20 protein-coding genes are annotated in these 18,598 nt (G+C 60.9%); 8 read left to right on the top strand and 12 right to left on the bottom strand.

Annotated elements, in window-relative coordinates; translation table 11 throughout:
- Positions 1–37: 37 nt before the first annotated feature.
- From HKK52_RS22580 to HKK52_RS22600, 5 genes are all read right to left on the bottom strand, one after another.
- Positions 38–1,513, bottom strand: a complete 1,476-nt coding sequence (locus HKK52_RS22580) for a M16 family metallopeptidase (RefSeq protein WP_169372652.1) — start codon at positions 1,511–1,513, stop codon at positions 38–40.
- Positions 1,506–2,849, bottom strand: coding sequence for a M16 family metallopeptidase (locus tag HKK52_RS22585; protein WP_169372653.1), 1,344 nt, complete (start codon positions 2,847–2,849; stop codon positions 1,506–1,508). The genes HKK52_RS22580 and HKK52_RS22585 overlap by 8 nt, the downstream gene beginning before the upstream one ends.
- Before the next feature lie 116 nt (positions 2,850–2,965).
- Entirely contained in the window at positions 2,966–3,574 is a 609-nt protein-coding gene (gene rsmD, locus HKK52_RS22590) for a 16S rRNA (guanine(966)-N(2))-methyltransferase RsmD (protein WP_169372654.1), read from the bottom strand.
- Entirely contained in the window at positions 3,574–5,064 is a 1,491-nt protein-coding gene (locus HKK52_RS22595) for a M16 family metallopeptidase (RefSeq protein WP_169372655.1), read from the bottom strand. Before HKK52_RS22595 ends, rsmD begins: the two co-directional genes overlap by 1 nt.
- Positions 5,057–6,412: a M16 family metallopeptidase gene (locus HKK52_RS22600; protein WP_169372656.1), complete on the bottom strand. Its 1,356-nt coding sequence runs from the start codon at positions 6,410–6,412 to the stop codon at positions 5,057–5,059. The genes HKK52_RS22595 and HKK52_RS22600 overlap by 8 nt, the downstream gene beginning before the upstream one ends.
- Before the next feature lie 343 nt (positions 6,413–6,755).
- Between HKK52_RS22600 and ftsY the strand changes: the two genes are divergently transcribed.
- The 4 genes from ftsY (at position 6,756) to rpoH (ending at position 10,916) form a co-directional block, all read left to right on the top strand.
- Positions 6,756–8,258 carry a signal recognition particle-docking protein FtsY gene (gene ftsY / locus HKK52_RS22605; RefSeq protein ID WP_169372657.1) on the top strand — a complete coding sequence of 501 codons (1,503 nt, stop codon included), beginning with the start codon at positions 6,756–6,758 and terminating at the stop codon, positions 8,256–8,258.
- Positions 8,258–8,929 carry a cell division ATP-binding protein FtsE gene (gene ftsE / locus HKK52_RS22610; RefSeq protein ID WP_025215982.1) on the top strand — a complete coding sequence of 224 codons (672 nt, stop codon included), beginning with the start codon at positions 8,258–8,260 and terminating at the stop codon, positions 8,927–8,929. Before ftsY ends, ftsE begins: the two co-directional genes overlap by 1 nt.
- Entirely contained in the window at positions 8,926–9,948 is a 1,023-nt protein-coding gene (ftsX, locus tag HKK52_RS22615) for a permease-like cell division protein FtsX (protein WP_169372658.1), read from the top strand. Before ftsE ends, ftsX begins: the two co-directional genes overlap by 4 nt.
- A gap of 113 nt (positions 9,949–10,061) precedes the next feature.
- Complete coding sequence (gene rpoH / locus HKK52_RS22620; RefSeq protein ID WP_003176698.1) at positions 10,062–10,916, top strand: RNA polymerase sigma factor RpoH; 855 nt, start codon at positions 10,062–10,064, stop codon at positions 10,914–10,916.
- Between the two features lie 85 nt (positions 10,917–11,001).
- Here rpoH and mtgA read toward each other — a convergent pair whose 3' ends face one another.
- Positions 11,002–11,724 carry a monofunctional biosynthetic peptidoglycan transglycosylase gene (gene mtgA / locus HKK52_RS22625; protein ID WP_169372659.1) on the bottom strand — a complete coding sequence of 241 codons (723 nt, stop codon included), beginning with the start codon at positions 11,722–11,724 and terminating at the stop codon, positions 11,002–11,004.
- A 74-nt stretch (positions 11,725–11,798) separates the two neighbouring features.
- Between mtgA and HKK52_RS22630 the strand changes: the two genes are divergently transcribed.
- From HKK52_RS22630 to trmB, 4 genes are all read left to right on the top strand, one after another.
- Positions 11,799–12,179, top strand: a complete 381-nt coding sequence (locus tag HKK52_RS22630; RefSeq protein WP_169372660.1) for a DUF423 domain-containing protein — start codon at positions 11,799–11,801, stop codon at positions 12,177–12,179.
- A gap of 71 nt (positions 12,180–12,250) precedes the next feature.
- Positions 12,251–12,451, top strand: coding sequence for a sulfur carrier protein ThiS (gene thiS, locus HKK52_RS22635; protein WP_167394879.1), 201 nt, complete (start codon positions 12,251–12,253; stop codon positions 12,449–12,451).
- A 60-nt stretch (positions 12,452–12,511) separates the two neighbouring features.
- A complete protein-coding gene (locus HKK52_RS22640; protein WP_008068101.1) occupies positions 12,512–13,306 on the top strand; it encodes a thiazole synthase in 795 nt (264 codons plus the stop codon).
- Positions 13,307–13,315: 9 nt separating this feature from the next.
- Positions 13,316–14,041 carry a tRNA (guanosine(46)-N7)-methyltransferase TrmB gene (gene trmB / locus HKK52_RS22645; RefSeq protein ID WP_169372661.1) on the top strand — a complete coding sequence of 242 codons (726 nt, stop codon included), beginning with the start codon at positions 13,316–13,318 and terminating at the stop codon, positions 14,039–14,041.
- A gap of 136 nt (positions 14,042–14,177) precedes the next feature.
- On the opposite strand, the gene HKK52_RS22650 is transcribed toward trmB, so the two are convergent.
- From HKK52_RS22650 to metX, 6 genes are read right to left on the bottom strand one after another with little or no spacing between them, the layout of a single operon-like run.
- The gene (locus tag HKK52_RS22650; protein ID WP_054044425.1) at positions 14,178–14,501 is read right to left on the bottom strand and encodes a DUF3392 domain-containing protein; all 324 of its coding nucleotides are present in this window, start codon (positions 14,499–14,501) and stop codon (positions 14,178–14,180) included.
- Between the two features lie 22 nt (positions 14,502–14,523).
- Complete coding sequence (hemW, locus tag HKK52_RS22655; protein WP_237150598.1) at positions 14,524–15,729, bottom strand: radical SAM family heme chaperone HemW; 1,206 nt, start codon at positions 15,727–15,729, stop codon at positions 14,524–14,526.
- On the bottom strand, positions 15,726–16,322 hold the full coding sequence (rdgB, locus tag HKK52_RS22660; protein ID WP_169372662.1) for an RdgB/HAM1 family non-canonical purine NTP pyrophosphatase: 597 nt from the start codon (positions 16,320–16,322) through the stop codon (positions 15,726–15,728). Before rdgB ends, hemW begins: the two co-directional genes overlap by 4 nt.
- Positions 16,319–16,753, bottom strand: a complete 435-nt coding sequence (locus tag HKK52_RS22665) for a DUF4426 domain-containing protein (protein WP_169372663.1) — start codon at positions 16,751–16,753, stop codon at positions 16,319–16,321. The genes rdgB and HKK52_RS22665 overlap by 4 nt, the downstream gene beginning before the upstream one ends.
- A gap of 26 nt (positions 16,754–16,779) precedes the next feature.
- Positions 16,780–17,400: a methionine biosynthesis protein MetW gene (gene metW / locus HKK52_RS22670; RefSeq protein ID WP_123514664.1), complete on the bottom strand. Its 621-nt coding sequence runs from the start codon at positions 17,398–17,400 to the stop codon at positions 16,780–16,782.
- Positions 17,401–17,407: 7 nt separating this feature from the next.
- Positions 17,408–18,547 (bottom strand): homoserine O-succinyltransferase MetX, encoded by a 1,140-nt coding sequence (gene metX, locus HKK52_RS22675; protein WP_169372664.1) that lies wholly within the window; start codon positions 18,545–18,547, stop codon positions 17,408–17,410.
- Between the last annotated feature and the right edge of the window lie 51 nt (positions 18,548–18,598).

Consider the following 18,598-nt stretch of genomic DNA (forward strand, 5'->3'; position numbering starts at 1 on the left):
TGAAAAAGCGTAGTCCTGGCGCCAATGTCCAAAGAAACTAACTTGCCACAATCCCCGTCTCGGCGCGACACATGCTCTGCGGCACGTCATCGGCCGGCAACGGTAAAGGCTGTTGCTCGACGGTAGGGCCCACGGTCACCACCGACCATTGGTCCGGGTCAAAGTGCCTGTTCAAGGCGTCCTTGACTTGAGCGACGGTCAGCCCCTGAGCTTGCTCGACTGAAAAATCCAGGTCGAGGGGCAAGCTATGTTGGTTGATATCGACCAGCCGGGCCAGGATCTGTGAGTTGCTGGCGCTGTTCAACGCGGCGTTGCTGCGCAATTGGCGCAGGGTATCGTCGAGTTCCTGCTGGGTCGGGCCCGTTTGCAAGTAGTCGCGGTACATCGACTGCACCTGCTGCACGGCGCCTTCGCTGAACGACGGGCTCGTTTTCAGGCTGATGACGGCGGCGCTGCCCCCCTGCCAGAGTGTATTTTTCAGTTGCACCACGTAGGTCAGTCCGCGTTTTTCTCGCAGTTCCGTCATCAGCCGGGACGAGACTTTTTGCCCGCCGAAGATCATGTGGCCCACTGTCAGCGCCGTGTAATCGGGATGCTGGCGTTCCACACCAAGCTGCCCCAGCATAATCTGCGTCTGGCTCAGGGCCCGCTCGATATGCCGTGACGGAGCATCGCCCTGGCGCCGCAGGGTTGCTGGCAATGCAGGCATTTCAACGGCCGTCGGCAACGCGTTGACCACCTGCAGACTGATCGCCTGGGCTTGTTCCTGCGTCAGGTCGCCGACCAATGTAATCAACACATCCGCCGCGCTATAGGCTTGCCGATGAAACGCCTGGACCTGCTCCCGAGAGAGCGCCGTCACGCTTTTTTCCGTGCCGAAGACCGGCTGGGCGTAAGGGTGACCGGGCACGAGCAGCTCATTCATCGCCTGGCTGATTTGTAATTCGGGATTCTGCTGTTGGGTCTTGAGGATTTCGATCAACTCGCTTTTGACATTGACCAGCGCGTCATGGCTCAGCAGAGGCTGGCCAAGTATTTGGGTGAACAGTTGCAACGCCGGATCCCGCTGTTCGATGGCCGTCAGGCTGCGCAGCGACAGCGATGCCCGGTCCTGCTTGATCTTCATATCGAATTTTGCGCCAAGGCCATCAAAGGTTTCGGTGATCGCTGACAGATCCTTGCCCGGCACGCCTTCGTTAAGCAGGCTGAACGTCGCTGCCGCCAGCCCGGGATGTGCGCCATCGCGCAGGCTGCCGGCGGGGAAGCTGACATGCAGATCGAACATCGGCAGCTCGGGGGTACGGATAAACAGTACCTTGCCGCCGACCGGCGATTTCCAGCCGTGGATTTTCAGGTTGCGTGAGGTGGCGGCGTTTTCGTTCAGCTCCGCCAGCGATTGCAGGCGTGGTGACGGAGTAACGGCCGATGGTTTCGGCTCGGTGTCGGCAAAGGCCAGGCAACCTTGCAGGCCATTGAGCAGCAGGCACAGGGTCAGGCCGGTGAACTTATTCATGGGTTTTCTCCACGAGGACATGGGCGGTGCTCAGGCGTTGGCGGGTCAGGTAGGTCTGCGCGACGCGTTGAATATCTTCGGGCGTCACCTGATTCAATTCATCGGCATCCTCGTCCATCAGTCGCCACGACAGGCCGATGCTTTCCAGTGCTCCGAGTTGGTCTGCCTGGTGCTCGATGCCGTCGCGATCGTAGATTTGCCGGGCGATCAAATGGGTGCGGGCGCGCTCCAGTTCGACGGGGTCCGGCGGTGTGGCCTTGAGTTCGTCGAGCAATTCCCAGATCCGGGATTGGGCCTGATCGAGGCTGACGGCACTCTGGGAGTTGAGGTGGGCGTTGAGGGTAAAAAGGCTGTCGCCGCGATACAGGGCGTTGTATTCCGATGAGGTGCTGGAAAACAGCCGTTCGGCAAATTGCAGGCGTTTACTCAGGCGTGCGCTGTTCGAGCCGGCCAGCAAGGTGTTGAGCAGCCTTAAGGCATGCACCGTTCGACGGTTTTCGGCGGTAGCCAGGCTCGGCACGTTGAACGCCATGATCAGTCGCGGCGCAGAAATCGCCTGGCGCAAGGTGATCTTCCGCTCGCCAGGTTCGGCCAGTTCCAGCGATGTTTTTGCGGCGACAAATGGCTTGGCCGGGAGGGCGCCGAAATAGCGCTCGGCCAGGGTCTTGACCTTCTCCAGCGTAACGTCACCGACAATCACCAGCGTGGCGTTACCGGGGGCATAACGAGTCTGATACCAGTGACGCAGTTCCTCGGCGTTCAGGCGTTGCAGGTCATGCATCCAGCCAATGATCGGCGCGCCATTGCTGCTGGCAGGGTGGGCAATGCGCATGAGGCGTTCTTGTGCGATTGAGTCCGGTTCATCGTCGACCCGCAGCCGGCGTTCTTCCCGGATGACCGCCAGTTCCGGAATGAAATCCTCGGCTCGCAGTCGCGCGGTGGACATCATGTCGGCCGTCAACTCGAAGGCGACAGCCAACTGGTGAGGCTGCAAGGTCTGGTAAAACGTCGTGACGTCTTTATCGGTAAAGGCGTTATGGGACGCGCCCAGCTTATCCAGAATGGCGGATGCTTCACCGACGCAGGTTTTGCTGCTGCCTTTGTAGAGCATGTGCTCCAGGGCATGGGACAGGCCGGATTGCCCCGGCGGTTCATCGCTGGAGCCGACCTTGAACCAGAGTTGCGAGGTCACTACCGGCGCGCGATGGTCCTCACGCACGACCACTTTCAAGCCGTTATCCAGCGTGAATTCGTGGGTCGGTTGTGCGGGTTCGGCCAGCGCCGAGAAGGGCAGTAGCCAGGAAAAGAGCAGCATCCTGCTGCGAGCGATGTTCATCCGTGTTCATCCTCAGTGGTTTACGGAAATGGCGTAAACCACTGTGGCAAATCGGATGAGGCCATTGGCGGTAATTAGCTACCGCACTGCATGCCTTGTTTCACGCTACGGATTGATCAGTTTGCCAGCGGGCTGCGTTGCCACAGCGCGTAATAAACGCGCCCGGACTTCTGCTCCCGGTGCAGGCGCCAGTTGCCCGGCAAGCCGAGTGCCGACGGTGCGTTTTCGCTTTCGGTGTAGACCCAGGCGTCATCGGCCAGCCACTGACGCTCTTCGAGCAAGGCGCAAACGCCCGGTAACAGATCCTGGTTGAACGGCGGGTCGAGGAACACCACGTCGTAGGCGGTCGCGGTCTGGGTTTCCAGGTAGCGCAAGGCGTCGGCGGTCTGCACCTGGCCGGTGGTGCAGCGCAGGGTGCCGAGGTGTTCCTTGATGCTGGAGACCGCGATGTTGCTGGCGTCCAGCGCCTGGCCCATGGCCGCGCCACGGGACAGGGCTTCAAGGAACAGCGCGCCGCTGCCGGCGAACGGGTCGAGCACCTTGGCCCCGGCGATATACGGCGCGAGCCAGTTGAACAAGGTTTCACGCACCCGGTCCGGGGTCGGACGCAGGCCCGGCGCGTCAGGGAAGCTCAGCTTTCGGCTGCCCCATTCACCGCCGATGATGCGCAGTTGGTTCACGCCGTTGTGGACGTTGTGAACAGGTTTTTTAGGACGAGTGGCCATTAATGCTCCGGAACCCCGAGCGGCTGCTCGGCGGGTTTATCAGATGGGGCCGGTAACGGCTTTTGCGGCACGGTCGGGCCAGCGCTGACGATGACCATTTTGTCCGTGCTCAGATGTTTGTTCAGTGCAGCTTTGACTTGTTCGACGGTCAGGCTCTGGGACTGCTGCATGAAGTCTTCCAGATAACTCAGCGGCAGGTTGTAGAAACCCATGGCGCCGAGTTGGCCGACGATATCGGCGTTGCTGGCGGTGGACAGCGGGAAGCTGCCCGCCAGTTCACGCTTGGCGTCGTCGAGTTCTTTCTCGGTCGGGCCGGTCTTGAGGTAGTCGGCGAGCACCTCCTGCACCAGCTTCAGCGTGCCTTCGCTCATTTCCGCACGGGTCTGCAAGTTGATCATGAACGGGCCGCGGCCCTGCATCGGGGTGAAGCCCGAGTAGACGCCGTAAGCCAGGCCACGCTTCTCGCGCACTTCGCTCATCAGACGGGTGCCGAAGCCACCGCCGCCGAGGATCTGGTTGCCCATGGACAGTGCTGCGTAGTCCGGGTCATCACGGTCGATGCCCAGTTGCGCGAGCATCAGGTTGGTCTGCTTGGACGGGAACTCGATGTGGCCGATGCTGGCCTTGGGTTCGGTCGGCTGCGGGATTTTCGCCAGGGCCGGGCCTTTCGGCAGGGCGCTGGAGACTTGCGCGGCAATCGCCTCGGCTTCGGCGCGGGACAGGTCACCGACCAGGGCAATCACCACGTTGCCGGCGGCGTAGGCTTTCTCATGGAAGGCCCGCAGCTGCGCCAGGGTGATCGCCGGAACGGATTTCGCCGTGCCATCGCTGGAGTTGGCGTAAGGATGATCGCCGTACAGACGCTTCATCAGCTCCAGGCCGGCCAGTTTGCCGGGGTTCTGCTTCTGGTATTCGAAACCGGCGAGCAACTGGTTCTTGATCCGTGCGAACGAATCGGCAGGGAAGGTCGGTTTGCCGATGACTTCGGAGAACAGCTTCAAGGCTGGCTCACGTTTGTCGGCGGCGCTCAAACTGCGCAGCGAAGCAACGGCCATGTCTTTGTAAGCACCGTTGCCGAAGTCTGCACCCAGGCCTTCGAAGCCCTGGGCGATAGCGCCGACATCTTTACCGGCCACGCCTTCGTTGAGCATCGCGTTGGTCAGCAGCGCGAGGCCCGGCGCATTGCCGTCCTGGCTGCTGCCGGCGGCGAAGATCAGGCGCATGTCGAACATCGGCAGCTCCCGTGCTTCGACGAACATCACCTTGGCGCCTTCGGCGGTGGTCCAGGTCTGCACGTCCATGTTGCGGTGGCTCGGCGCCTTGCCGTCGAGTTCGGCCAGGGATTGCAGCTTCTGGCTGGACTTGGCCTTGTCGAGAGCTTCGCTGGCCGTGGACTCATCGGGACGCAACAGGTAGACGGTCGCCGAGCCGATCAATGCCACGAGGATCAGGCCAATCAGCGCCAGGCGCGGTTTTTTACGCTCACTCATGAGTCGTCTCCAGTGGAAGTACATGGGCGACGCTGAGACGTTCGCGGGTGAAATACAGCTTGGCGGCTTTCTGGATATCGTCGGGGGTGACGCTTTCCAGGTCGGCGAGTTCGGTGTCCATCAGCTTCCACGACAAACCGACGGTTTCCAGTTGGCCGATGGCGGTGGCCTGGCTGGTGATCGAATCACGCTCGTAGACCAGGCCGGCAATCACCTGGGCGCGCACGCGCTCCAGCTCTTCAGCGGATGGCGCGGTGGTTTTCAGTTGTTCGAGCAGCTTCCACAGACCGGCTTCGGCCTGGGCGATGGTTTTCTTCTTTTGCGAGTTCGGGCTGGCGGACAGGGTGAACAGGCTGTCGCCACGGGTGTAGGCGTCGTAGCTCGACGAACCGCCGGACACCAGCTCTTCACCGCGTTCCAGTTGCGTCGGGATACGGCCGCTGTAGCCGCCGTCGAGCAGGGCCGAAATCAGGCGCAGAGCGTTTACCGAACGTTTGTCTTCGGCGGTGGCGAGGCTCGGCACGTTGAAGGCCAGCATCAGGCTCGGCAGTTGGGTCTGCACGTGCAGGGTAATCTGCCGTTCGCCGGGCTCGGCCAGTTCCAGCGGGATTTTCGCCGGTGGCACGTCACGCTTGGCGATTGGGCCGAAGTAGCGCTGAGCCAGGGTTTTGACTTCATCCGGGGTGACATCGCCGACCACCACCAGGGTGGCGTTGTTCGGCACATACCAGGATTGGTACCAGTGGCGCAGTTCCTCGACCTTCATGCGGTCGAGGTCAGCCATCCAGCCGATGGTCGGCGTGTGATAGCCGCTGGCCGGGTACGCCATGGCCTTGAAGCGTTCGTAGGCCTTGGACATCGGCTTGTCGTCGGTGCGCAGGCGACGCTCTTCTTTAATCACCTCGATCTCGCGGCTGAACTCGTCGGCCGGGAGTTTCAGGTTGGCCATGCGGTCGGCTTCAAGTTCGAAGGCGACGCCCAGGCGATCCCGGGCCAACACTTGGTAGTAGGCCGTGAAGTCATCGCTGGTGAAGGCGTTCTCTTCGGCGCCGAGGTCGCGCAGGATCAGCGACGCCTCGCCGGGGCCGAGTTTCTCGCTGCCCTTGAACATCATGTGTTCCAGGGCGTGGGACAAACCGGTCTGGCCCGGGGTCTCATAGCTCGAGCCGACCTTGTACCAGACCTGGGACACCACCACCGGCGCCCGATGGTCTTCGCGCACGACGACCTTCAAGCCGTTGTCGAGGGTGAATTCATGAGTGGGTTGTGGATCGGCAGCCAGGGCCGAGAGGGGCAGACAAACTGCGCTGAACAGCAGGCCTGCAGCGCGGCGGGCTAGAGCATTCATACGTTTTTAAACCTTTGGGGCTGCCCGCTTGTTCTTAGCGTCAGCGGGCGAGAGGGTGCTAGGATACTGATCCGTTTTACTGGCGGCCACGCCTGTGAGCCTTTTATCGGTCCGCAGGTTGTCTGGGTTCTCGGCAAAAGCTTTGAGTTTGTTCGCTAAACTCTGCGTTTTCGCCGACGATGCCGGTCCAGTCCTTCGTATTAGTCGACCTTTGAGGTGCCGTTGGCACCTCGACAAATTGTTGCGCGTGAACAAGCTGGGTGAATCGCAGTCTGTTCTGCATCGAATATTTATTTGCCGGGGCGCCCTTTGGCGCGTCGCTACCGTGAGATAGCCGTCCTCCATGTTTGGTTCCAACGACGACAAGAAGACCCCAGCTGCGGCTGGCGAGAAGAAAGGCCTGTTCGGATGGCTGCGCAAAAAGCCGCAGGAAACCGTCGTCGAACCGCCACAACCCATTCCTGAGCCCATTCCTGCGCCGGTAATAGAAGAAGAGCCGACGCCGATTGTTCTGCCGAACGCCGAGCCGGTGTTGCAGCCGGTGGTTGAGGCCGAGCCTGAAGTCGTAGCCGAGTTGCCGCTGACGCCCGTCGCTGAGCCTTGGCTGACCTTGCCGGTCGCGGAAGAGCCGGTGGCATTGGTTGAGGATGAGCAGGCGCCGCACATTGCTCCGCCTATTCCAGCGCCGATTGCGTTTACCCCTGAGCCGATTCATGTGCCGGTGATCGAGCCGGTTGTCGCGCCAGTTTTCGTGGCCGAACCTGAACCGGTTGTGGTTCCAGAGCCAGAAATGCCGGCCTTCGTAGCGCCCGTTGCGCCGATTGTCCAAGCGCCTGCGCCGATTGTCGCTCCCGTTGTCGAAGCACCTGTCGCCCTCGTCGAAACCCCGGCCGAGCCGCCGCGTACCGAAGAAACCAAAGCCGGTTTCTTCGCCCGCCTCAAGCAGGGCCTGTCCAAGACCAGCGCCAGCATCGGCGAAGGCATGGCCAGCCTGTTCCTCGGCAAGAAGATCATCGATGACGAGCTGCTCGAAGACATCGAAACCCGTCTGCTGACCGCCGACGTTGGCGTCGAAGCAACGTCAGTGATCATTCAGCGCCTGACTCAGAAAGTCGCGCGTAAAGAGCTGGCCGATGCCGATGCGTTGTACAAATCCCTGCAAGCGGAACTGGCGGCGATGCTCAAGCCCGTCGAGCAGCCGCTGAAAATCACTTCGCAGAACAAACCGTTCGTGATTCTGGTGGTTGGCGTCAATGGCGCCGGCAAGACCACCACCATCGGCAAACTGGCGAAGAAGCTGCAACTGGAAGGCAAGAAAGTCATGCTCGCCGCCGGTGACACCTTCCGCGCCGCCGCTGTGGAGCAATTGCAGGTGTGGGGTGAGCGCAACAAGATCCCGGTCATCGCCCAGCACACTGGCGCCGATTCGGCTTCGGTCATCTTCGACGCCGTGCAGGCCGCCAAGGCCCGTGGCATCGATGTGCTGATCGCCGACACCGCCGGTCGTCTGCACACCAAAGACAACCTGATGGAAGAATTGAAAAAGGTTCGCCGGGTGATCAGCAAGCTCGACGCCGACGCGCCCCACGAAGTGCTGTTGGTGCTCGATGCCGGTACTGGCCAGAACGCGATCAACCAGGCCAAGCAGTTCAACCAGACCGTGCAACTGACGGGTCTGGCGCTGACCAAGCTCGACGGCACCGCGAAGGGCGGGGTGATTTTCGCCCTGGCCAAGCAGTTCGGCTTGCCCATCCGCTACATCGGCGTCGGTGAAGGCATCGATGATTTGCGTACCTTTGAAGCAGAACCCTTTGTCCAGGCATTGTTTGCCGAGCGGGAGCGTTAATGATTCGTTTCGAACAGGTCGGTAAACGCTACCCGAACGGTCACGTCGGCTTGCATGAGCTGAGCTTTCGAGTCCGTCGGGGCGAATTCTTGTTTGTCACCGGCCATTCCGGCGCCGGTAAAAGCACCCTGTTGCGGCTGTTGCTGGCGATGGAGCGTCCGAGCACCGGCAAATTGCTGCTGGCCGGGCAAGACCTGAGCACCATCAGCAACGCGCAGATTCCTTACTTGCGGCGGCAGATCGGTGTGGTGTTCCAGAACCACCAGTTGCTGTTCGATCGTACGGTGTTCAATAACGTCGCACTGCCGTTGCAGATTCTTGGCCTGTCCAAGGCTGAAATCGTCAAGCGGGTGGATTCGGCCCTGGAGCGCGTGGCGCTCTCGGACAAGACCGATCTGTACCCCGGCGACCTGTCCACCGGTCAGCAACAGCGCGTCGGCATTGCCCGCGCCATCGTCCATCGCCCGGCCTTGCTGCTGGCGGACGAACCGACCGGTAACCTCGACCCGCGCCTGGCGGCCGAGATCATGGGCGTGTTCGAAGACATCAACCGTTTGGGTACCAGCGTACTGATCGCGAGCCATGACTTGGCCCTGATCGCCCGCATGCGCCACCGCATGCTGACCCTGCAACGCGGCCGCTTGATCGGCGACGGGGAGGCTGGCGTATGAGTGCGACACGCAGCCCCAAGGTTTCCGAACGCGTGGCCCCGAAGGCCGCCGATCCGCAGCCGCAAAAGAAAAAACGTGACGATGACGACGGCCCGGATTTCAGCACGCTATTGCGCGCCTGGATCGAAAGCCACCGCGCCAGCCTGCTGGACAGCTTGCGTCGCTTGGGCAAGCAGCCCATCGGCAGCTTTTTCACCTGTCTGGTGATGGCGGTCGCCCTGAGTTTGCCGATGGGGCTGTCACTTTTGCTGAATAACGTCGAGCGACTGGGCGGTTCCTGGCAGCGTGCGGCGCAGATTTCCCTTTACCTGCAACTCGACGCCAGCCCGGAGCAGGGCGAGTCGTTGCGCGAGCAGATCAAAGGCATGCCCGGCGTCGCGGATGCGGAATATGTCGGTCGCGACCAGGCGCTGGAAGAGTTCCAGCAACAGTCCGGTCTGGGCGAGGCGCTCAAGGAACTGCCGGAAAACCCGCTGCCGGGCGTGGTGCTGGTGACGCCGAACGAAGTCGACAAGCCGACGCTTGAAGCATTAAGACAAAAACTTTCCGAACTGCCGAAGGTACAGCAGGCGCAACTTGATCTAGTCTGGGTCGAGCGTCTGGCCGCCATCCTCAAGCTGGGGGACCGGTTTGTCTTCGGTCTGACCGTGCTTTTGGTGTCTGCATTACTTTTGGTGATAGGCAATACCATTCGTCTTCATATTGAAAACCGCCGCACAGAGATAGAAGTGATTAAACTCGTCGGCGGCACGGACAGCTATGTGCGCAGGCCCTTTCTGTATATGGGCGCGCTTTATGGCTTCGGTGCGGGGATTCTTTCCTGGGGCGTATTGGCGTTCGGCCTGAACTGGCTGAACGACGCGGTGGTTGGATTGGCCGGCTTGTACGGCAGTAATTTCGCGCTGGCCGGAGTGCCAGTTGCCGATGGTCTGTCGCTCTTGCTTGGCGCGGTGCTGTTGGGTTATATCGGTGCATGGATTGCAGTCGCACGTCATCTCAGGGAGTTGGCGCCGAAGTAGTATCTTTTTGCGCGTATTGACCTTTCGGTTTTTATGGGAACTTGTCCTACGGTTTCCGGTCAATTTTCGCAGTGCTGAACTGCACGATTTATGTAAGACGGAGGTTTTTTCGTATGACCACTTCTTTGCAACCTGCTTATGCTCTGGTCCCAGGCGCAAACCTGGAGGCCTATGTGCACACGGTGAACAGCATTCCATTGCTGACGCCGGAGCAGGAGCGTGAACTGGCCGAGAGTCTCTATTATGAGCAGGATTTGGGGGCGGCTCGGCAGATGGTGCTCGCCCACCTGCGTTTTGTCGTACACATTGCCCGTAGCTATTCCGGCTACGGCCTGGCCCAGGCTGACCTGATCCAGGAAGGCAACGTCGGCCTGATGAAGGCCGTGAAGCGCTTCAACCCGGAAATGGGTGTGCGCCTGGTTTCGTTTGCTGTGCACTGGATCAAGGCGGAAATCCACGAGTTCATCCTGCGCAACTGGCGCATTGTGAAAGTCGCGACCACCAAGGCCCAGCGCAAGCTGTTCTTCAACCTGCGCAGCCAGAAGAAACGTCTGGCGTGGCTGAACAACGAGGAAGTCCACCGTGTGGCGGAAAGCCTCGGCGTAGAGCCGCGGGAAGTGCGCGAGATGGAAAGTCGCCTGACCGGCCATGACATGGCCTTCGACCCGGCCGCGGAAGCGGACGACGACAGCGCTTTCCAATCGCCGGCCAACTATCTGGAAGACCACCGGTACGACCCGGCCCGTCAACTGGAAGATGCCGATTGGAGCGACAACTCCAATCACAACCTGCACGAAGCGCTGGAAGTGCTGGACGACCGTAGCCGTGACATCCTCTACCAGCGCTGGCTGGCAGAAGAAAAAGCGACGCTGCACGACCTGGCGCAGAAGTACAACGTGTCGGCCGAGCGTATTCGTCAGCTTGAGAAGAGCGCGATGAACAAGCTCAAGTTGTCGATCGCCGCCTAACCGGCGTAGCGGCAATAAAAAACGCCCCGATCAGAGATGATCGGGGCGTTTTTTTTCGCGTCGCTCCTACAGGGATCGCGTCAATTCATTGAGACCAAGGCGCACGCCGCGAATCATTGAGCCCGACCAGATAGCTATCACCACCCAACTGACTCATCTGCTGCCGAATCCACCCGGCCCGACGTGCGACATAGTTGGTCGGATGACTCGCGCTCCAAACTCGTGGATTAGGCAACACCGCTGCCAGCAAACTCGCCTGCTGCCGCGACAATGACCGGGCGCCGACACCAAAGTGATGCCGAGCCGCCGCTTCAGCGCCAAACACCCCGTCATCCCACTCGACGCTATTCAGATAAACCTCAAGAATCCGCTGCTTGGGCCACAGCACTTCGATCAGCCCGGTAAACCACGCTTCCAGGCCTTTACGCAGCCAGCTACGGCCGGACCACAAAAACAAATTCTTCGAAACTTGCTGGCTCAACGTACTGGCACCGCGAATCGTGCCGCCGCGTTCGTTATGGGCAAACGCCGCTTGAATCGCGCCGAAGTCAAAACCCCAGTGCTCGGGGAATTTCTGGTCCTCGCCGGCAATCACCGCGACTTTCAGGTCGTCGGAGATCTGATCCCAGGGTTGCCAGGTGCGCTGCAGGTCAATGGGTTCGCCGTCGAACCAGGATTCGACCTTGCGCTCGACCATCAGCGCCGTACCGGGGGGCGGCACCACGCGAAAAATCAAAACCAGCAATACGCTGCCGCCCGCGAACCAGAGCAGGGCCTTCGTGAATCGTCGCAAAAATAAACGCAGCATAGAGATGGCTTGGCCGAACCCGTTGAGCGGGCCATTATACAGACCCTGTTGATCGAGTCTGACTGGAGTTCTTCATGCTGCGTGGCTTTCTGATGCTGGCCGCTTTCTTCGGCTTCACCGGCGTGGCCCTTGGCGCGTTCGCCGCCCATGGCTTGAAAAACCGCCTGACCCCGGAATACCTGGCAATTTTCCATACCGGCGTCACCTACCAACTGGTGCACACCTTGGCCTTGCTGGGCGTGGCGCTGCTGGCCACGCAGATTCCGGGGCGCCTGGTCACCTGGGCTGGGGCGTCCTTTGCCATTGGCATCCTGCTGTTTTCCGGCAGTTTGTACCTGCTGACCATCACCGGCGTCAGCAAGCTTGGCATCATCACGCCGTTCGGTGGCCTGGCGTTCCTGGTGGGCTGGCTGTGTCTGGGACTTGCCGCGTGGCGCTTGCCGCTTACCGCTTGACGCTTGGTGCTGACCTTTAGGTCATGATCGGGCTAGAATGCCAGCCCCTAAAAATGATGGCGGCTTCTTGCATGCGCATTCAGTTGAACGGCGAATCCCTTGAACTGCCCGACGGTGAAACCGTTGCGGCCCTGCTGACCCGTCTGGACCTGACCGGACGCCGGGTGGCAGTCGAACTCAATCTGGATATCGTCCCGCGCAGCCAGCATGCCGACACCACGCTGAACGACGGCGACAACGTCGAAGTCGTGCACGCCATCGGCGGCGGCTAGTCGCCCGGCCCGCAAGGGCACAGAATTCTGCAAGAACCTCACCCCTACAGAGGATTTCCCATGAGCATCGTTCGTAGCGACAAGCCCTTCGTCCTGGCCGGTCGTACTTACCAGTCGCGTTTGCTGGTAGGCACCGGCAAGTACCGCGACATGGAAGAAACCCGCCTGGCCATCGAAGCCTCGGGTGCCGAGATTGTCACCTTCGCCGTGCGCCGCACCAACCTGGGCCAGAACCCGGGCGAGCCGAACCTGCTCGAAGTCCTGTCGCCGGATCGCTACACCTTCCTGCCGAACACCGCCGGTTGCTTCGATGCGACCGAGGCCGTGCGCACTTGCCGCCTGGCCCGTGAGCTGCTTGGCGGCCACAACCTGGTGAAGCTGGAAGTGCTGGCCGACCAGAAAACCTTGTTCCCTAACGTGATCGAAACCCTCAAGGCCGCCGAAGTGCTGGTCAAGGAAGGTTTCGACGTGATGGTCTACACCAGCGATGACCCGATCATCGCCCGTCAACTGGCGGAAATCGGTGTTATCGCGGTGATGCCGCTGGCCGGCCTGATCGGCACGGGCCTGGGGATCTGCAACCCGTACAACCTGCAGATCATCCTCGAAGAAGCCAAAATCCCGGTGCTGGTCGATGCCGGTGTCGGCACTGCTTCCGATGCCACCATCGCCATGGAACTGGGTTGCGAAGCGGTGCTGATGAACTCGGCCATCGCCCACGCCCAGCAGCCGATCATGATGGCCGAAGCCATGAAACACGCCATCGTCGCAGGTCGCCTGGCCTACCTCGCCGGCCGCATGCCGAAAAAACTCTATGCCAGCGCCTCCTCGCCGCTGGATGGTCTGATCAAGTAAGAGCCATTGATGACTGAATCGAACGACACGCCTATCCAGCCGAAAGAAGGCGAAGAACGCCAACACCGCCGTATCAAGAGTTTCGTGATGCGCGCCGGACGCATGACCGAAGGCCAGCAAAAAGGCCTGGAGCAGGGCACGCCACTGTTCGTCCTGCCGCTGGCCGATGCGCCGGTGGACTTCGACCAAGTGTTCGGCCGCTCGGCCCCGCGCTCGCTGGAAATCGGCTTCGGCATGGGCCATTCGCTGCTGGAAATGGCCGCGGCTTCGCCGGAGCAGGATTTCATCGGTGTGGAAGTTCACCGTCCGGGTGTCGGCGCGCTGCTCAATGGCGTGCTGACCCAGGGCCTGACCAACCTGCGGGTCTACGATTGCGATGCGATCGAAGTGCTCAACAATTGCGTGGCCGACAACAGCCTCGATCGCCTGATGCTGTTTTTCCCGGACCCGTGGCACAAGAGCCGTCACCACAAGCGCCGGATCGTTCAGGCGTCATTCGCTGAACTGGTGCGCAGCAAGTTGAAAGTCGGCGGCGTTCTGCACATGGCCACCGACTGGGAGCCGTACGCCGAATACATGCTGGAAGTGATGAACGTCGCGCCGGGCTACCGCAACCTCGCCGAAGACGGCAAATACGTGCCGCGCCCCACCGAGCGCCCGATCACCAAGTTCGAACGCCGTGGCGAGCGACTTGGGCATGGTGTGTGGGATTTGAAGTTCGAAAAGCAGTCCTGAGCCTAGCCCGACTGATCGTTCCCACGCTCCGCGTGGGAATGCATCCCGTGACGCTCCGCGTCACATTTAGAGGCGGACGCAGAGCGTCCATGGCGGCATTCCCACGCAGAGCGTGGGAACGATCAAACGTCAGGATTCAGCGGCGATCCGCGACTACGCCAATCAATACCAACACCACCAACAACACCGGCGCCAGGCTGTAGTTGTTGAACTGGCTCAGGCCTTTGATGATCCACGGCGTGGCGTAGATCAGTGCGACGCCGCTGCCGACCATGCACAGCAGGGACATCAGCGGGACGCGCAAGGCGCCGGCGATGCCGCCCAGGCGTTGCTCGACCCAACCTTTGATGTCGGCGCCAAACAGCACCAGTAAACAGCCCACCAGCGCCAGAGAGATTTCCGACAGGTTGCTACGGCTCCAGCGGGACACGGTGGCGAGCAGGTCGAGGATCAAATCCATTGGTTTTCCCTTAAGGCTGAAATCAGCTCAGAAATGTCTGCAGCAAGTCATTGAGAAACAGTTGTCCGCGCTCGGTGGCCGCCAGACGTGACGGTTCGACCTGCAACAAGCCGCTTTGTTCGGCTTCCCGGCGACCTTCGGCGAGGCTTTCCAGGGGCAGGCCAGTGCGCTCTGGATAGAGGCGCGATTCGACGCCTTCGGTCAGGCGCAGGGCGTTCATCAGGAAGTCGAACGGCAACTCGTCATTGGTCAGGGCTTTCTCGCCAGCCTTGAAGCTTTTGGCCGGGTTGAGATAGTCCTTCGGCAGTCGGGTCTTCCAGGTGCGCACGATGCGTCCGTCCGGGTGACTGAGCTTGCCGTGGGCGCCAGCGCCGATGCCGATGAAGTCGCCGAAACTCCAGTAATTGAGGTTATGCCGCGCCGGACGACCAGGCTGGGCGTAGGCCGAGACTTCGTATTGCGCGTAACCGTGTTCGGCGAGCAGCGCCTGGCCGGCTTCCTGAATGTCCCACAGCGTGTCGTCTTCCGGCAGCGTCGGCGGCTGGTTCCAGAACACCGTGTTCGGCTCCAGGGTCAGCTGATACCAGGACAAATGGGTCGGCTTCAGGGCGATGGCCTGGCGCAGATCGCCGAGGGCGTCGTCCAGGGACTGATCGGGCAAACCGTGCATCAGGTCCAGATTGAAGTTGTCGAACCCGGCCTGACGGGCCATGCCGGCGGCACGCACCGCTTCGTCACCGTTGTGAATCCGTCCCAGGGCCTTGAGTTTCTCTTCCTGGAAGCTCTGGATGCCGATCGACAGGCGATTGATTCCCAGCGCCCGGTAGGCAACGAACTTCTCTTGCTCGAACGTCCCGGGATTGGCTTCCAGGGTGATTTCGATGTCGCTGGCGAACGGAATGCGTTGTTCCACACCTTTAAGCAAACGGCCCAGTGCTGCGGCACTGAACAGGCTCGGCGTGCCGCCACCAAAGAAGATCGAACTCAGCTCACGGCCATAGACCGCATGCAAATCCTGATCGAGGTCGGCCAGTAGCGCATCGACGTACTCTTCTTCCGGCAGCACCGGGCTGGCGGTGTGGGAGTTGAAGTCGCAATAAGGGCATTTGCGCACACACCACGGGATGTGAATGTACAGCGCCAGGGGCGGCAGCACCGGAAGTGCGGCCCGAGGCGATTGGGCGGCGCCGCCGAAGATCAGCGGCGACGCGGATGAGTCGTGGGTCATATCAAGCCTAGACGCTGGCGCAGCAGATCCATTGCACGGGCGCGGTGGCTGATGAGGTTCTTTTCGCTTGGGCTCAATTCGGCGCTGGAGCAGTCGCGTGACGGCACCCAGAACAGTGGGTCATAGCCAAAACCGTGCTCGCCGCTGGCAGCGTGCAGGATTCGACCGTGCCACAGGCCTTCGCACAGAATCGGCAACGGGTCATCGGCGTGCCGCACCAGCGCCAGCACGCAGACGAACTGCGCGCCGCGCTCGGCTTCCGGCACATCTTTCATGGCGTCGAGCAGCTTGACGTTGTTCGCCGCATCGCCCTGGCCGTCAGCGTAACGCGCGGAATAAATCCCCGGCGCACCGCCAAGGAAATCAACCGCCAGCCCCGAATCGTCGGCCAGCGCCGGAAGGCCGGAAATGCGCGCGGCGTTGCGGGCCTTGAGGATGGCGTTCTCGACGAACGACAGGCCGGTTTCTTCAGGCTCGATGCTGCTGAACTCGCCGATCGAGCGCAGTTGCACCGAGGCGCCGAGCATGGCCTGGAGTTCCTTGAGTTTGCCGGCGTTATGGCTGGCCAGTACGAGTTGCGTGAAGTTCATCATTCGCCGGGGAAAAGCTCTTGGTTGAAGTTGATGGTGTTGATTTTATCGCCGTTCTTCACGTTGATCTCGAAGGTACGGGTTTCCTGCTGATCGACCGGGTACTGCGCGATGTAGTAGACTGCGCCCTGCTCGGTGACTTGTTTGAATTTCAACGCGACGCTTTGGCTGGTCAGGTCTTTGACCGTGCCGTTCACTTCAGCGGTCAGCGGCTTGCCATCCTTGAGCACGGAGACATTGATCACACCCTGATTCTTGCTTCGGGTCAGACCGGCCGCTTTGGCGATATCGGGTGTCAGGAATGTGGAATTGAAGGTGTTGTAGTGCACCGTCACATCACCAAACTTTTCCTGGCGCTCGCCCTTGATGATGTCGGCGGCCATGGCGGTGACGCTCAGGCAGGCAGTAAGTACAAACAACGCTAGACGACGCATGATCGTTCTCCTTGGAATGTCGTGGTTCAGACCGCGACCTTGTGGTCTTGCAACCCTGGACTGCTGACGCGGTAGATACCGATCTCACCTAACAGATTAGGCCATAGCTTACTGGCCCACCCGTGTCGGTGCTGTTGATCCACGGCAAGCCGATCAATGACCTTCGCTTCACGTTCGCGGCACAGTTCTTCAAAGTCGCCGAAAGTGCAGAAGTGGATGTTCGGCGTGTTGTACCAGGTGTACGGCAGGAACTCGGAAACCGGCATCCGGCCCTTGCTCGCCAGGTACCAGCGGCAACGCCAGTGACCGAAATTGGGGAACGTGATGATGCACTGGCGCCCGACCCGCAGCATCTCGTCGAGGATCCGGTCCGGGTAATGCACGGCTTGCAGCGCCTGGGTCATGACCACGATGTCGAAACTGTTGCTGGCGAAGTTGCCGAGGCCCTTGTCCAGGTCCTGCTCGATCACGTTGATGCCCTTGGCCACGCATTCGGCGATGTTGTCCGGGTCGTTTTCCAGGCCATAGCCGGTGACTTGCTTGTTGTCGCGCAGCCAGGTCAGCAGTTCGCCGTCGCCGCAACCGAGGTCGAGCACGCGGCTACCGGCGGGAATCCATTCCTGGATGATTTCCAGATCAGCTCTCATGGCTTTCTCACAAACTAATTCGGTTCATGTAGTTGCTGAACGCCTGCAGGTAGCGCGGGATCGGAATCAGGAAGGCGTCGTGGCCTTGCGGAGCGTCGATCTCGAGGTAACAGACGTCTTTTTTGGCCGCCATCAGCGCGTCCACCAGTTCCCGCGAGCGGGCAGGGGAGAAGCGCCAGTCGGTGGTAAAGGACATCACGCAGAACTTGGAGGTGGCGCCGGCGAAGGTTTTCGCCAGGTCATCGTCGAAGTTCGCTGCCGGGTCGAAGTAGTCCAGCGCCTTGGTCATCAGCAGGTAAGTGTTGGCGTCAAAACGCCCGGAAAACTCTTCGCCCTGATAACGCAGGTAGCTCTCGACCTGGAACTCGACACTGTGGAAGTCGTAGTTGAGCTTTTCGCTCTTCAGGCCACGGCCGAATTTCTCGCCCATGGAATCGTCGGACAGGTAGGTGATGTGCCCGACCATCCGCGCCAGCATCAAGCCACGCTTGGGGATCACCCCGGCTTCCTGGAACGAACCGCCGTGGAATTCGGGGTCGGTGAGGATCGCCTGGCGCGCCACTTCGTTGAACGCGATGTTTTGCGCCGACAGCTTGGGCGCCGAGGCAATGGCCAGGCAATGCCGCACGCGGTCGGGGTAGGTGATGGTCCATTGCAGGGCCTGCATGCCGCCGAGGCTGCCGCCGATCACCGCCGCCCACTGGCGGATGCCCAACAGGTCGGAGAGGCGCGCCTGGCTGTGCACCCAGTCTTCCACGGTCAACACCGGGAAGTCGGCGCCGAACGGCTTGCCGGTTTCCGGGTTGAGGCTGCTCGGGCCGGTGGAGCCGTTGCAGCCGCCGAGGTTGTTCAGGCTGACCACGAAGAACTTGCTGGTGTCGATCGGCTTGCCGGGGCCGATGCAGCTGTCCCACCAACCGGGTTTGCGGTCGTCGGGGCTGTGGAAACCGGCAGCGTGATGGTGCCCGGACAAGGCGTGGCAGATCAGCACGGCGTTGCTCGCCGTTGCATTCAGCGTGCCGTAGGTTTCGTAGATCAGGTCATAAGCTGGGAGCGAACGGCCGCAGGCCAGGGCCAGGGGTTCACTGAAGTGCGCCACTTGCGGCGTCACCAAACCAACAGAATCGGCGGGAAAGGCAGTTGGCATCGACCCTGCTCTCGTTGAAATGAGGCGTAAGTCTAAAGACCGCTGCCCGTA

The organism is Pseudomonas sp. ADAK2, from assembly GCF_012935755.1.
In the GTDB taxonomy this organism is placed as follows: Bacteria; Pseudomonadota; Gammaproteobacteria; order Pseudomonadales; family Pseudomonadaceae; genus Aquipseudomonas.

Excerpts from the sequence above, each read along its gene's own strand:
- HKK52_RS22640 (WP_008068101.1), top strand. The coding sequence starts at position 12,512 with ATGAGCATCGTTCGTAGCGACAAGCCCTTCGTCCTGGCCGGTCGTACT.
- HKK52_RS22585 (WP_169372653.1), bottom strand. The coding sequence starts at position 2,849 with ATGAACATCGCTCGCAGCAGGATGCTGCTCTTTTCCTGGCTACTGCCC.
- rdgB (WP_169372662.1), bottom strand. The coding sequence starts at position 16,322 with ATGATGAACTTCACGCAACTCGTACTGGCCAGCCATAACGCCGGCAAA.
- trmB (WP_169372661.1), top strand. The coding sequence starts at position 13,316 with ATGACTGAATCGAACGACACGCCTATCCAGCCGAAAGAAGGCGAAGAA.
- HKK52_RS22595 (WP_169372655.1), bottom strand. The coding sequence starts at position 5,064 with ATGAGTGAGCGTAAAAAACCGCGCCTGGCGCTGATTGGCCTGATCCTC.
- ftsE (WP_025215982.1), top strand. The coding sequence starts at position 8,258 with ATGATTCGTTTCGAACAGGTCGGTAAACGCTACCCGAACGGTCACGTC.
- HKK52_RS22600 (WP_169372656.1), bottom strand. The coding sequence starts at position 6,412 with ATGAATGCTCTAGCCCGCCGCGCTGCAGGCCTGCTGTTCAGCGCAGTT.
- rsmD (WP_169372654.1), bottom strand. The coding sequence starts at position 3,574 with ATGGCCACTCGTCCTAAAAAACCTGTTCACAACGTCCACAACGGCGTG.
- ftsX (WP_169372658.1), top strand. The coding sequence starts at position 8,926 with ATGAGTGCGACACGCAGCCCCAAGGTTTCCGAACGCGTGGCCCCGAAG.
- rpoH (WP_003176698.1), top strand. The coding sequence starts at position 10,062 with ATGACCACTTCTTTGCAACCTGCTTATGCTCTGGTCCCAGGCGCAAAC.
- HKK52_RS22630 (WP_169372660.1), top strand. The coding sequence starts at position 11,799 with ATGCTGCGTGGCTTTCTGATGCTGGCCGCTTTCTTCGGCTTCACCGGC.
- metW (WP_123514664.1), bottom strand. The coding sequence starts at position 17,400 with ATGAGAGCTGATCTGGAAATCATCCAGGAATGGATTCCCGCCGGTAGC.
- metX (WP_169372664.1), bottom strand. The coding sequence starts at position 18,547 with ATGCCAACTGCCTTTCCCGCCGATTCTGTTGGTTTGGTGACGCCGCAA.
- HKK52_RS22650 (WP_054044425.1), bottom strand. The coding sequence starts at position 14,501 with ATGGATTTGATCCTCGACCTGCTCGCCACCGTGTCCCGCTGGAGCCGT.
- hemW (WP_237150598.1), bottom strand. The coding sequence starts at position 15,729 with ATGACCCACGACTCATCCGCGTCGCCGCTGATCTTCGGCGGCGCCGCC.
- ftsY (WP_169372657.1), top strand. The coding sequence starts at position 6,756 with ATGTTTGGTTCCAACGACGACAAGAAGACCCCAGCTGCGGCTGGCGAG.
- HKK52_RS22665 (WP_169372663.1), bottom strand. The coding sequence starts at position 16,753 with ATGCGTCGTCTAGCGTTGTTTGTACTTACTGCCTGCCTGAGCGTCACC.
- HKK52_RS22580 (WP_169372652.1), bottom strand. The coding sequence starts at position 1,513 with ATGAATAAGTTCACCGGCCTGACCCTGTGCCTGCTGCTCAATGGCCTG.
- thiS (WP_167394879.1), top strand. The coding sequence starts at position 12,251 with ATGCGCATTCAGTTGAACGGCGAATCCCTTGAACTGCCCGACGGTGAA.
- mtgA (WP_169372659.1), bottom strand. The coding sequence starts at position 11,724 with ATGCTGCGTTTATTTTTGCGACGATTCACGAAGGCCCTGCTCTGGTTC.